Genomic DNA, 12,536 nt, shown 5'->3' on the forward strand with positions numbered 1-12,536 from the left:
CGTCACTTCCTTAACGTGGCGTTCAACCTTTGTTCGAGCGAGGTGAGGATGTTTTGCGTTGCGGTATTCACCTCATCGTCATTAAGAGTGCGCGATGGATGCTGCCAGGTCAAGCCGACTGCAAGGCTTTTTCTATCAGGATCAATGCCTTTACCCTGATACACGTCAAATAGCCTGAGGTCCGTGAGCCATTCGCCTGCATTTTCACGGATTACATCCAGCACAGCACTGGCTGCCACGTCCGTGGCCGCAATCAATGCCAAGTCACGACGCACTTCAGGAAAGCGCGACAACTCGCTGAATTTTGGCATTTTCCCCAACGCCACTTCGGCCAGGACCAGCTCGAAAACGAAGACCGGACGGTCGAGGCCGAGGGTTTTCGACAATTCAGGGTGGATGGCACCAACGTAGCCGACCAAGCGACCATCACGCTCGACGCGCGCGGTTTGACCCGGGTGCAACGCAGGGTGTTTACCCGGCACAAACGTGAACGCATCCAGTGCACCGGCGAAGCCCAGCACCGCTTCCACATCGGCTTTGACGTCGAAGAAATCCACGACATCGCGACCTTGCGCCCAGCCTTCCGGCAGACGGCTACCGCACACCACACCAGCCAGCATTGGCTCTTGCTTCAGGCCTTCCAGCTGACCGACGAAACGCAGGCCGCTTTCGAACAGGCGGACGCGATCCTGCTGGCGGTTCAGGTTGTGCTGAAGCGCCTTGACCAGGCCCGGCCACAGGGACGAACGCATGGCCGCCATGTCGTTGGAAATCGGGTTGGCCAGCAGCAGCGGCTCGACCCCCGGATTAAACAACTCGAACTGTTTCGGATCGATGAAGCTGTAAGTGATCGCTTCCTGATAACCACGAGCCACCAGCAGACGACGCAGTTCAGGCAGATCGCTGCGCGCTTCAGCCTTGGCTTGTGGCGCCAGACGGGCTTGCGGGTAGCGAACCGGCAGACGGTTGTAACCGTACAGACGGGCCAGTTCTTCGATCAGGTCGACTTCCAGGCTGATATCGAAACGGAAGCTTGGCACTTCAACGCGCCACTGCCCTGCCCCATCGGCGGTAATGGTCAGGCCCAAAGCGCTGAGCAGACGCTCGACTTCGGCCGAATCCATTTCCATGCCCAGCATCTGGGTGATGCGTTGGGCACGCAGGGTGATCGGTGCGATCGACGGCAGATGCTGCTCGCTGACGGTTTCGACGATCGGGCCGGCTTCGCCACCGGTGATTTCCAGCAGCAGGCCAGTGGCGCGCTCCATGGCTTCACGGGCCAGTTGCCAGTCCACGCCACGCTCGTAGCGGTGCGAGGCATCGGTGTGCAGGCCGTAGGAACGAGCCTTGCCAGCGACGGCAATCTGGTCGAAGAACGCGCTTTCCAGGAAAATATCGCGGGTGGTCGCGGTGTTGACGCCGCTGTGCTCGCCCCCCATGACACCGGCGATAGCCAAGGCACGGGTGTGGTCGGCGATCACCAGCGTATCGCTACGCAGGCTGACTTCCTGACCGTCGAGCAGCACCAGCTTCTCGCCATCTTCGGCCATGCGCACGCGGATGCCGCCATTGATTTCGGCGAGATCGAATGCGTGCAGCGGTTGGCCCAGTTCCAGCATCACGTAGTTGGTGATGTCGACGGCGGCGTCAATGCTGCGCACGTCGGCGCGACGCAGGCGCTCGACCATCCACAGTGGCGTAGGCTTGGACAGGTCAACGTTACGGATCACGCGACCCAGGTAACGCGGGCAAGCGTTCGGCGCCAGTACTTCGATCGAACGCACTTCGTCGTGCACGGCAGGAACGCTGGCAATGGCCGGGCGCACCACCGGGGCAGCATAAAGCGCACCGACTTCGCGGGCCAGACCGGCCAGAGACAGGCAGTCACCGCGGTTCGGGGTCAGGTCGACCTCGATGCTGGCGTCTTCCAGGTTCAGGTATTCACGAATGTCCTGACCGACCGGCGCATCGGCCGGCAATTCCATCAGGCCGTCGTTGCCTTCGCCAATTTGCAGCTCAGCCTGGGAGCACAGCATGCCGTTGGATTCAACGCCACGCAGCTTGGCTTTCTTGATTTTGAAATCGCCTGGCAGTTCGGCACCGATCATCGCGAACGGGATCTTCAGGCCCGGGCGCACGTTTGGCGCACCGCACACAACCTGGAAGGTCTCCGCGCCACTGCTGACCTGGCAAACGCGCAGCTTGTCGGCGTCCGGGTGTTGCTCGGTGCTCAGCACCTCGCCCACCACCACACCACTGAATTCACCGGCGACCGGCGTAACGCTATCGACCTCAAGACCGGCCATCGACAGACGAGCAACCAGCTCGTCGCGATTTACCTGCGGGCTTACCCAGCCACGCAGCCATTGTTCACTGAATTTCATCCTGCTCTCCTAAGAATTCGTTACGACTAGCGAAATTGCGCGAGGAACCGCAAGTCGTTGTCGAAGAACAGACGCAAGTCGTTCACGCCGTAACGCAGCATGGCCAGACGCTCAACGCCCATGCCGAAGGCAAAGCCCGAAAACTCTTCCGGGTCGATCCCGGACATACGCAGCACGTTCGGGTGAACCATGCCGCAGCCCATGACTTCCAGCCAGCCAGTCTGCTTGCAGACACGGCAGCCTTTACCGCTGCACATCACGCATTCCATGTCGACTTCAGCGGATGGCTCGGTGAACGGGAAGTACGAAGGACGGAAACGCACGGCCAGTTCTTTTTCGAAGAACACGCGCAGGAACTCTTCGATGGTCCCTTTCAGGTCGGCGAAGTTGATATCGCGGTCGACCAGCAGGCCTTCGACCTGGTGGAACATCGGCGAATGGGTGATATCGGAGTCGCTGCGGTACACACGGCCTGGGCAGACGATGCGGATCGGCGGCTGTTTCGATTCCATGGTGCGGACCTGTACCGGCGAGGTATGGGTGCGCAGCAACATGTTGGCATTGAAATAGAAGGTGTCATGCATCGACCGGGCCGGGTGATGGCCTGGGATGTTGAGCGCTTCGAAGTTGTGGTAATCGTCTTCGACCTCAGGGCCTTCGGCGATGCCGTAGCCAATGTGGGTGAAGAACTGCTCGATACGTTCCAGAGTCCGGGTAACCGGATGCAGACCGCCTGAGGTCTGGCCGCGGCCAGGCAGGGTCACGTCAATGGATTCGGCGGCGAGCTTGGCCGCAAGATCGGCCTCCTCGAACAACGCCTTGCGCGCATTGAGAACCTCTGTGACACGCTCCTTGGCAACGTTGATCAGCGCGCCGACTTGCGGACGCTCTTCTGCCGGCAAATTCCCCAGGGTCTTCATCACCTGAGTCAATTCACCCTTTTTGCCAAGGTAGTGAACCCGGATTTGCTCCAGGGCATTGATATCTTCAGCGCTTTGCACAGCCTCTAGTGCTTGAGAGACGAGCGCATCCAGGTTTTCCATGTACAGACTCCAGATACAAAATAGGGGAAGAGCTTGAAGGCTCTTCCCCTATTTATGACGTTTAACACCTGGCCCCACAGAGGTGAAGCCGGGTGACTGTCGGGGGTACTTAAGCCAAGGTGGCTTTAGCTTTCTCGACAATCGCAGCAAACGCCGCTTTTTCGTTCACTGCCAGATCAGCCAGAACCTTACGGTCGATCTCGATGGACGCTTTTTTCAGGCCGGCGATGAAACGGCTGTAGGACAGACCGTTGATACGTGCACCAGCGTTGATACGAGCGATCCACAGAGCGCGGAACTGACGTTTTTTCTGACGACGGTCACGGTAGGCGTATTGGCCTGCCTTGATTACCGCTTGCTTGGCAACACGGAATACGCGCGAGCGAGCGCCGTAGTAGCCTTTAGCAAGTTTCAGAATTTTTTTGTGACGTTTACGGGCAATGACGCCACGCTTTACACGAGCCATGAGTTACTTCCTCTATTCTTGACTAAAATTAACGAAGGCGCAGCATGCGCTCGACTTTTGCCACGTCAGACGGATGCAGCAAGCTGCTACCGCGCAGTTGACGCTTACGCTTGGTCGACATTTTAGTCAGGATGTGGCTCTTGAAAGCGTGCTTGTGCTTGATACCGTTAGCAGTTTTCAAAAACCGCTTAGCAGCACCACTTTTCGTTTTCATTTTTGGCATGTTCGGATACTCCGCATTCAGTTGATAAACATAATCAGAAGGCCTGCCGTGCCCTGTTGATTACTTCTTCTTTTTCGGGGCGATGACCATGATCAGCTGGCGTCCTTCCATCTTAGGATGCTGTTCGACCGAACCGTACTCGAGCAAGTCACCTTCAACTCGCTTGAGGAGTTCCATCCCCAGCTCCTGGTGGGCCATCTCACGGCCGCGGAATCGCAAGGATACCTTGGCCCTGTCCCCGTCACTCAGGAAACGTACCAGGTTGCGCAGTTTTACCTGGTAATCCCCTTCCTCCGTCCCTGGACGAAACTTGATTTCTTTAACCTGAATCTGCTTCTGGTTTTTCTTGGCCGCGGCAATCTGCTTCTTCTTTTCGAAGATCGATTTGCCGTAGTCCATCAGTTTGCAAACAGGGGGTACTGCATCGGCGGAAATTTCCACCAAATCCAGTTTGGCCTCTTCAGCCTTAAGAAGCGCGTCTTCAATTGACACAATCCCAAGCTGTTCACCTTCAGCCCCAATTAACCGAACCTCGCGTGCCGAGATATTCTCGTTGATCGGGGCTTTCGGTGCAGCTCGTTTATCTTGTCTCATTTCACGCTTAATAATAATTACTCCGAATCTGGGCGACCACGCCGGGAAACCGCTTGCGCGAGAAACTCAGCGAACTGGGCGACGGGCATCGAGCCCAGGTCAGCACCTTCACGAGTACGCACAGCGACAGTCTGCATCTCGACTTCCCGATCTCCGATAACCAAGAGATAGGGAACCTTGAGCAAAGTATGCTCGCGGATTTTAAAGCCGATCTTTTCATTTCTCAAGTCAGACTTGGCACGAAATCCGCTTTCGTTGAGAGTTTTTTCAACCTCGGCGGCAAAATCGGCTTGTTTATCAGTGATATTCATAATCACTGCCTGGGTCGGCGCCAGCCACGCAGGGAATGCACCCTCGTAGTGCTCGATCAGAATTCCGACGAAGCGCTCGAAGGAACCCAGGATCGCCCGGTGCAACATCACCGGGTGCTTGCGACTGTTGTCTTCAGAGACGTATTCGGCTCCCAGACGGACAGGCAGGTTAAAATCGAGCTGAAGGGTACCACACTGCCAGACGCGACCGAGGCAATCTTTCAGCGAGAACTCGATCTTCGGACCGTAGAACGCACCCTCGCCCGGCTGCAGATCGTACGGCAGGCCCGCACTATCAAGGGCTGCGGCCAATGCCGCTTCGGCGCGATCCCACAACTCGTCGGAACCGACGCGTTTTTCCGGACGAGTGGACAGTTTCATTTCGACTTCTTTAAAGCCGAAGTCGGCATAGACGTCCATGGTCAGCTTGATGAACGCGGCGGATTCAGCCTGCATCTGCTCTTCAGTACAGAAGATGTGAGCATCGTCCTGAGTGAAGGCGCGAACGCGCATGATGCCGTGCAGCGCACCTGACGGCTCGTTACGGTGACAGGCACCGAACTCGGCCAGACGCATCGGCAGCTCGCGGTAGCTTTTCAGGCCCTGATTGAACACCTGCACATGGCACGGGCAGTTCATCGGCTTGATGGCGTAGTCGCGGTTTTCCGACTGCGTGGTGAACATGTTGTCGGCGTAGTTGGCCCAGTGCCCGGATTTCTCCCACAGGCTACGGTCAACGACTTGTGGAGTCTTGATCTCCAGGTAACCGTTGTCGCGCTGAACCTTGCGCATGTACTGCTCGAGCACCTGGTACAGAGTCCAGCCGTTCGGGTGCCAGAACACCATGCCCGGCGACTCTTCCTGGGTGTGGAACAGGCCCAGGCGCTTGCCGATCTTGCGGTGATCGCGCTTTTCAGCTTCTTCGATGCGCTGGATGTAAGCCGCCAGCTGCTTCTTGTCCGCCCATGCGGTGCCGTAAACGCGCTGCAATTGCTCGTTCTTGGCATCGCCACGCCAGTAGGCGCCGGACAGTTTGGTCAGCTTGAAGGATTTCAGGAAGCGCGTGTTCGGCACGTGCGGACCACGGCACATGTCGACGTATTCTTCGTGATAGTACAGACCCATGGCCTGCTCGTTCGGCATGTCTTCGACCAGGCGCAGTTTGTAGTCTTCGCCGCGAGCCTTGAACACTTCGATCACTTCGGCGCGCGGAGTGACTTTCTTGATCACGTCGTAATCTTTCTCGATCAGCTGCTGCATGCGCTGTTCGATGGCGGCCAGGTCGTCAGGCGTGAAAGGACGCTCGAAGGCGATATCGTAATAGAAGCCTTCTTCGATAACCGGACCGATGACCATCTTGGCCGTCGGGTACAACTGCTTGACCGCGTGGCCAACCAGGTGGGCGCAAGAGTGGCGAATGATCTCCAGCCCCTCTTCATCCTTTGGCGTAATGATTTGCAGCGAAGAATCGCTGTCGATGATGTCGCTGGCGTCGACCAGCTTGCCATTGACCTTGCCGGCTACGGTGGCCTTGGCCAGGCCTGCACCGATGGATGCGGCGACCTCGGCTACGGAAACCGGGTGATCGAATGAACGTTGACTGCCGTCGGGAAGAGTAATAGTTGGCATGGCGCCTCCTCTCCTAGTGGTGACCCCTACCAAAGGTCACGTGGGTTGGGATGAGCCAGTACAAGATCCGATCCAGGCCATTCAATGACGAACGCCTGCCTTACAGCGGCAGGAGCCTTGCGGCCAACCGGAAAACCGAACCAGAGTGACTGGGATTCAAATCAGGGTTATTCGCGCATTTGCCGCTGCCGGGACGGAAGGTCATCCGGAGCCTGCAAACACCCGAGCCAGGCATGCTAGCACAGATGAACGGTCATCGATGCACCGAGGTTTTCTGCTGGGGCAAATCAGGCTTTTTTGTGCCAGAGTGCTGAACTTGAACCCCGTGTCACCCATCAGATAAAAGACATTGACCCGAAAGGAGCATCTCAGCATGCGTCTGAATCGTTTATTCGCAGTAGTCGCCCCCCTCGTCCTGTTGCTGCCGTTGGCCGCCCATGCCGACTGGCCAAAGGGTGAGCGCGAGAAGTACATGGCTCAGTGCACACAAGCGGCGGCCCCTCAGATCGGCGCTGCTGCGGCCAAATCCCACTGCGCTTGTGGCGCCGACGCGATCAAATCCTACCCGGCCGCCGATATTCAGTCGCTGATGGACAACAAGGCCACCCCGGAACTGCAACAGAAGGCACTGGGCGAGATCGCCAAATGCAAGGCCAATGCACCGGCGAAAAAGTGAGGAAAAAGTCCTTTTGACTCGGCCCAACGCTGATAAAAAGTAACGGTTTTCAGCTTTTTCGTACGATTTATGCAGGTTTTACAGCTTTTTTTATTGTCTTTACTTTTGGCTGAAAGCCTTTTAAAACGGGGCTTTCAGCCGTATGAAGCGGTAAAGAAAACACGACTGTAGGGCAAACAGCACGTCCGGGGGGCTCCCAAAGCGAACATTTCGACTATGATACTCCGGTGTGCCCAGTTGGCCTGAGCAGCACAGTACTACTGAAAATATATGTTTCTTGGAGATACACCATGTCTAATCGCCAAACCGGCACCGTTAAATGGTTCAACGATGAAAAAGGCTTCGGCTTCATCACTCCTCAAGGTGGCGGTGACGACCTGTTCGTACACTTCAAAGCTATCGAAAGCGACGGTTTCAAAAGCCTGAAAGAAGGCCAAACCGTTTCCTTCGTGGCTGAGAAAGGCCAAAAGGGTATGCAAGCTGCACAAGTTCGCCCAGAGTAATTTACTGGCGCACTAAAAAAACCCCGTCCATGTGACGGGGTTTTTTATGGGTGAAACAAAAACCTGAAGCAATCAGCCGCAATTGACGCGGGTGACCACCAGATTGCTGTCGGTGTTCAGGTTCAGGCGATCGGAGCGGTACTCCAGAGTCACCATGTCGTCAGGCTTGAGGAACCGGGCATTCTGCGCGCCTGCGCGGGTACGTGCCTGCTCCAGCAATTGGGGCGAAGCCTTTTTGCCAATGGTGAATTCGGCAGACTTTGCTTCACAACGGCTGTGGCCGGTATCGGTCGCCACAGGGTCCTTTGCCGACTCGGTGGACGTACTGCTGCAACCGGCCAGCAGAGTAGCGGCCAACAACGCACCCAATGACGCGAGCTTCCAAGGCATGACGCCTCCTTTTTTTCAAAAATTAAGCAGAGATCGTGCGACCGCCATTTTGGTGTTTGGTTTCAAGGTGGGCGCTATCACCCTGCCCTCGATCTGGACGAGTGGCGAGTTTGCCTGAGCATCGCCCTGGCGTTCATCCCGCAATCGTCACTGAATATGAACAGCGCTCAATAGACGTCGATGTAGTCGTACGGCGGATTCGGCCAGTTGTCTTTCAGCGCGTTGAAGATCTGCATGACCCACACCTCATCGCTGGCTGCGACCCGTCCGACATAACCCGAGCCCTTGGCCCATGTTTCCAGACGAAACCGCAGCCCGTCGATATCAGTACCACCCACGACACCCGACGAAATGTAAGCGATGCCGCCCTTGGTGACCCGCAACTGGGTGTGCTCATCGTCGCTGGCAGAGGCCAGTAGCTGACGCACTGCTTCGAGGGTCAAGCCGTCAGGAGTGTTCAAATCGATCTGCAAAGCACAATCCTTGAAAATTCGTCAAAGACCAAGTGTCGCATAGCCCTCCCCTGATGCCTAAGTCGGAGTGCCAAACGTCCTGCAAAATGGTTAACTCGACACTCAGACTTTCCCGACTTCACGAGCCCCATCATGACCACTGTAAGCATCGACGCCAATATCACAATCAAGTGGCCACAGGGCCACAGCTCTTACAGCCCGGGCAGCCCGGAAGAGCTGGCAATCATTGGTATCGATTTGCTGGTCAAGGAATTGGGGACGCAGGCCGCCCAGACCTTCATAACCCAGGTTCTCGAGAAGTACTCCGTCGACTATAAGGGCATGAGTGCAACGGATACCGAGTAGCGGAAAACCCCGCAGGCTGGCACCTGCGGGTCTCTGGCTTACTTCAAGCGAGCCAGGCGCTGGGTCAGCAGATCGAAGAAGCCCTGAGCGTCGCCATTTTCAACCCAGAAGGCATTCTTCGGTGCCTTCAGGCCGTCATACCAGTCGACAACGGTCTGACCGAAGGTCGGCCCTTCGCGACTGTCGACCACCACGTTTACCGAGCGACCGGTAAACAGTTCTGGCTTGAGCAGGTAAGCGATGACCGTGGCGTCATGCACCGGGCCACCCGGAATGCCGTAGTGCTCCATGTCACCTTTGACGTATTCGTTGAGAATATCGCCCACCAGCTTGCTGGCATTGTTGTCCAATGCGGCGATTTGCTGCAGGCGCGCTTCACTGGTGAGGATCTTGTGGGTCACGTCCAGCGGCAGATAGGTCAGCTTGACACCACTCTTCAGCACCACTTCCGCCGCCTGTGGGTCGGCAAACAGGTTGAATTCGGCCACCGGGGTGATGTTGCCACCATTGAAGTGCGCACCGCCCATGATCACCACTTCCTTGATGCCCTGAACGATTTCAGGCTCCTGGATCAGCGCCAGGGCCAGATTGGTCTGCGGGCCGAGCATGGCGATGGTGATGCTGTGGGGTTTGGCGGCCTTCAGGGTATCGATCAGGTAGTTGACTGCATTGCCTTCGGCCAGGCCTTTCTTCGGCTCATGCACGGTGACACCGGACAGACCTTCCTTGCCGTGGATGTTTTCGGCATAGATCGGCGTGCGCATCAGCGGTTTCGGCGCGCCCGCGTACACCGGCACCTCCTCACGCCCTGCCCATTCACGGGCCAGACGCGCATTACGCGAGGTCTTGTCCAGACGCACGTTGCCAGCGACGGTGGTCAGCGCACGAATGTTCAACTCTTCCGGCGAGGCCAGGGCAAACAGCAAGGCGACCACGTCGTCGGCACCTGGATCGGTGTCGATGATCAAGTCGATCTTTTCCGCCGCGTAGGCGCTTGTTGCGGTAATCAGGGACAAAAGCAGCAGACTCCGAAGCAGGTGATGCAGTTTCTGAGCATAGCGATGCATAGCGCACTCCTTGTGCGTGGGAAGAACGGAAAGTTAGAACGTTACGCCAGCCACCAAAACGATGTTGCAGTACGGCTGACATTCGCCTGTACGAACAATCGCCCTCGCTTGTCGGCTGAGCGCCTTGAATTGTTCATGACTGATCAGCTCGCGCCGGCCAAGCGCACCTTCGGCATTCAGTTCATCCAGCACGCTTAAGGCCGACGGTTTTTTATCGAGAATTTCATGGGCCAGCACATGGCTTTCGACCTGCATTTCGCTGAGCACGACCTTCAAGGTACTGATGAAATCCGGAATGCCATGGGTCAAGGCCAGGTCAATCAACTCGACGCCGGGCGGTACTGGCAAGCCGGCATCGCCGATCACAACGGTGTCGCCATGACCCAGGGATGCGATCAGCCGCGACAACGCGACGTTGAGCAAAGGTGTCTTTTTCATGGTGCTTTAAACGCCTGTACGTCGGACAAGGTAGGAATCGAAGGTTGCGCGCCAGCCCGGGTGACCGACAGCGCAGCGGCGACCTGACCGAAACGGATCGCCTCGGCCTCGCTTTTGCCGGCCGCCAGCGCCGCTGCGAAACCACCGACAAACGTGTCGCCGGCCGCGGTGGTGTCGACTGCCTTCACTTTCGGCGCCGGGAAATGCTCGAAGGTGATGCCATTGGCGAACAGCGATCCCTGAGCGCCAAGGGTGATGATCACCTTACCGGCGCCCATGGCGATCAAGCTGGTCGCGGCGACTTCGGCAGTGCTCAGGGAATCCACCGGCAAACCGCTCAAGGCCGACGCTTCGCTTTCGTTGGGAATCAGGTAATCAATGGCCGCATACCAATCCGCCGGCAGCGGGCGACTGGCCGGCGCCGGATTGAGGATCACGGTCTTGCCCAACTCACGACCGCGTTTCAAAGCATGGCCGACCGTGGCATCCGGCACTTCCAGCTGACAGATGATGACATCCGCCGCCTGCAATACGTTGTCGAAACGGTCGATCACCTCAGGGGTCAGCGCGCCGTTGGCACCGGCAACAATCACGATCGCGTTCTGACTGTTGTCATCGACCACGATCAACGCCACGCCGCTGGAATCCTCGACCGTAGTGACGGCCTGGCAATCGATCCGCTCGGCCAACAGCGCTCCACGCAGCGCTTCGCCATAAGCATCGCTGCCGACACAACCGACCATCGATACCTGCGCTCCCAGCCGGGCCGCGGCCACGGCCTGGTTCGCCCCCTTGCCGCCGGAAACCGTGGCAAATGACTGGCCGATCAGCGTTTCACCCCCACGGGGCAGCCGTGGCGCCCGGGTCACCAGGTCCATGTTCAGGCTGCCTATTACCACTACTTTTGCTGGCATACATCTTTACTCATCAATTCGATTTCAGCGGTGCTTTTTTGTTTAGCGGTGCTTTCGGCTCAGCGATATTGGGCAAACACACCGGCCAGCGGCGCGGTCGATTCCCGCAGGACAATACTGGGCGTCACGATGCGCTGATCGGTCGCCAGATCCGGCGCGGCGATCCGGCGCAGCAACACCTCGGCCGCCATCTCGCCAAGTTGCAGGATTGACTGGCCCACGGTGGTCAACGCCGGATAGACGTAACGACTCATCTGGATATCGTCGAAACCGATCACCGACAGCTCGGTGGGCACACGAATATTGCGCTCGGCAGCGGCACGCAACACACCGATGCCGATCATGTCGTTGCCGGCGAAGATCGCGCTGGGCGGGTTCTTTTCCAGCAGGATCGCGGCGGCGTTGTAACCGCCGGTGCTGGTGAAGTCGCTTTCCAGCATGCGTTCGCGCGGCACCTCGACGCCCGCCTCTTTCAACGCCCGGCAATAACCGGCCAGACGCATCTGCGCCACGCTGGTACTCGCCGGGCCGCCAATCGTGGCGATGTCCCGATGCCCCAACTCCAGTAAGTGCCGGGTCGCCAGATAGGCACCGTATTCGTGATCGATGCGCACCAGATCCGCGTCGACGCCCTCCAGGTCACGGTCGACGATCACCATCGGCGTACGCACGCCCGTCAGGCCTTCGGCCAGGCTGCTGTCACCACCGGCGGACGCAACGATCAAGCCGTCGATGCGTTTTTCCAGCAGAACGCGAAGGTAGCTGCGCTGTTTATCCAGGTTGTCGTCGGAGTTGCAGAGAATGACGCAATAGCCATTGCGCTCGCAGTAATCCTCGATGCCACGGGCCAGCTCGGCGAAGTACGGGTTGAGGCTGTTGGGCACCAGCAGGCCGATGGTCGCTGTGGTTTTCGCCTTCAACGAGCGAGCCACGGCGCTGGGCACGTAGTCGAGGCTTTTGATCGCCGCCTCGACCTTGATCCGCACTTCTTCACTGACCGGCCGCGTCTTGTTCACCACGTGGGAAACCGTTGTGTAAGAAATGCCCGCGAGTGCCGCTACATCCTTGATCGTTGCCATG

Annotated in this window: 15 protein-coding genes; 3 read left to right on the forward strand and 12 right to left on the reverse strand. The window is 57.8% G+C overall.

Features of this window, described 5'->3' with window-relative positions:
- Nucleotides 1-2 precede the first annotated feature (2 nt).
- From pheT to thrS, 6 genes are all read right to left on the reverse strand, one after another.
- On the reverse strand, nucleotides 3-2,384 hold the full coding sequence (gene pheT, locus PSH69_RS20890; protein ID WP_305409698.1) for a phenylalanine--tRNA ligase subunit beta: 2,382 nt from the start codon (nucleotides 2,382-2,384) through the stop codon (nucleotides 3-5).
- 26 nt (nucleotides 2,385-2,410) lie between these two features.
- Nucleotides 2,411-3,427: a phenylalanine--tRNA ligase subunit alpha gene (gene pheS / locus PSH69_RS20895; RefSeq protein ID WP_007940232.1), complete on the reverse strand. Its 1,017-nt coding sequence runs from the start codon at nucleotides 3,425-3,427 to the stop codon at nucleotides 2,411-2,413.
- A gap of 109 nt (nucleotides 3,428-3,536) precedes the next feature.
- On the reverse strand, nucleotides 3,537-3,893 hold the full coding sequence (rplT, locus tag PSH69_RS20900; RefSeq protein WP_007905879.1) for a 50S ribosomal protein L20: 357 nt from the start codon (nucleotides 3,891-3,893) through the stop codon (nucleotides 3,537-3,539).
- 28 nt (nucleotides 3,894-3,921) lie between these two features.
- Entirely contained in the window at nucleotides 3,922-4,116 is a 195-nt protein-coding gene (gene rpmI / locus PSH69_RS20905; RefSeq protein ID WP_002553160.1) for a 50S ribosomal protein L35, read from the reverse strand.
- A 60-nt stretch (nucleotides 4,117-4,176) separates the two neighbouring features.
- Nucleotides 4,177-4,728, reverse strand: coding sequence for a translation initiation factor IF-3 (gene infC / locus PSH69_RS20910; RefSeq protein WP_172435341.1), 552 nt, complete (start codon nucleotides 4,726-4,728; stop codon nucleotides 4,177-4,179).
- Nucleotides 4,728-6,650, reverse strand: coding sequence for a threonine--tRNA ligase (gene thrS / locus PSH69_RS20915; protein ID WP_007940231.1), 1,923 nt, complete (start codon nucleotides 6,648-6,650; stop codon nucleotides 4,728-4,730). Before thrS ends, infC begins: the two co-directional genes overlap by 1 nt.
- Nucleotides 6,651-7,023: 373 nt before the next feature.
- On the opposite strand from thrS, the gene PSH69_RS20920 reads away from it, so the two are divergent.
- Together PSH69_RS20920 and PSH69_RS20925 are read left to right on the forward strand one after the other, a co-directional pair.
- The gene (locus PSH69_RS20920; RefSeq protein ID WP_305409700.1) at nucleotides 7,024-7,326 is read left to right on the forward strand and encodes a hypothetical protein; all 303 of its coding nucleotides are present in this window, start codon (nucleotides 7,024-7,026) and stop codon (nucleotides 7,324-7,326) included.
- Nucleotides 7,327-7,616: 290 nt separating this feature from the next.
- A complete protein-coding gene (locus tag PSH69_RS20925) occupies nucleotides 7,617-7,829 on the forward strand; it encodes a cold-shock protein (protein WP_003179963.1) in 213 nt (70 codons plus the stop codon).
- 72 nt (nucleotides 7,830-7,901) lie between these two features.
- Here PSH69_RS20925 and PSH69_RS20930 read toward each other — a convergent pair whose 3' ends face one another.
- Together PSH69_RS20930 and PSH69_RS20935 are read right to left on the reverse strand one after the other, a co-directional pair.
- Nucleotides 7,902-8,219 carry an I78 family peptidase inhibitor gene (locus tag PSH69_RS20930; RefSeq protein ID WP_305409701.1) on the reverse strand — a complete coding sequence of 106 codons (318 nt, stop codon included), beginning with the start codon at nucleotides 8,217-8,219 and terminating at the stop codon, nucleotides 7,902-7,904.
- A 167-nt stretch (nucleotides 8,220-8,386) separates the two neighbouring features.
- Nucleotides 8,387-8,692: a hypothetical protein gene (locus PSH69_RS20935; protein WP_018930280.1), complete on the reverse strand. Its 306-nt coding sequence runs from the start codon at nucleotides 8,690-8,692 to the stop codon at nucleotides 8,387-8,389.
- A 132-nt stretch (nucleotides 8,693-8,824) separates the two neighbouring features.
- Here PSH69_RS20935 and PSH69_RS20940 point away from each other — a divergent pair, with 132 nt between their 5' ends.
- The gene (locus PSH69_RS20940; protein WP_305409703.1) at nucleotides 8,825-9,037 is read left to right on the forward strand and encodes a hypothetical protein; all 213 of its coding nucleotides are present in this window, start codon (nucleotides 8,825-8,827) and stop codon (nucleotides 9,035-9,037) included.
- Between the two features lie 38 nt (nucleotides 9,038-9,075).
- Here the strand turns inward: PSH69_RS20940 and PSH69_RS20945 are convergent, their stop codons facing one another.
- From PSH69_RS20945 to PSH69_RS20960, 4 genes are read right to left on the reverse strand one after another with little or no spacing between them, the layout of a single operon-like run.
- Nucleotides 9,076-10,104 carry a nucleoside hydrolase gene (locus PSH69_RS20945; protein WP_086945278.1) on the reverse strand — a complete coding sequence of 343 codons (1,029 nt, stop codon included), beginning with the start codon at nucleotides 10,102-10,104 and terminating at the stop codon, nucleotides 9,076-9,078.
- 33 nt (nucleotides 10,105-10,137) lie between these two features.
- Nucleotides 10,138-10,542: a D-ribose pyranase gene (rbsD, locus tag PSH69_RS20950; protein WP_018930283.1), complete on the reverse strand. Its 405-nt coding sequence runs from the start codon at nucleotides 10,540-10,542 to the stop codon at nucleotides 10,138-10,140.
- Nucleotides 10,539-11,456, reverse strand: a complete 918-nt coding sequence (gene rbsK / locus PSH69_RS20955; protein ID WP_305409704.1) for a ribokinase — start codon at nucleotides 11,454-11,456, stop codon at nucleotides 10,539-10,541. The genes rbsD and rbsK overlap by 4 nt, the downstream gene beginning before the upstream one ends.
- A gap of 59 nt (nucleotides 11,457-11,515) precedes the next feature.
- Nucleotides 11,516-12,535 carry a LacI family DNA-binding transcriptional regulator gene (locus tag PSH69_RS20960; protein ID WP_019649606.1) on the reverse strand — a complete coding sequence of 340 codons (1,020 nt, stop codon included), beginning with the start codon at nucleotides 12,533-12,535 and terminating at the stop codon, nucleotides 11,516-11,518.
- Nucleotide 12,536: the final 1 nt, after the last annotated feature.

The organism is Pseudomonas sp. FP1740, assembly GCF_030687165.1.
In the GTDB taxonomy this organism is placed as follows: domain Bacteria; phylum Pseudomonadota; class Gammaproteobacteria; order Pseudomonadales; family Pseudomonadaceae; genus Aquipseudomonas.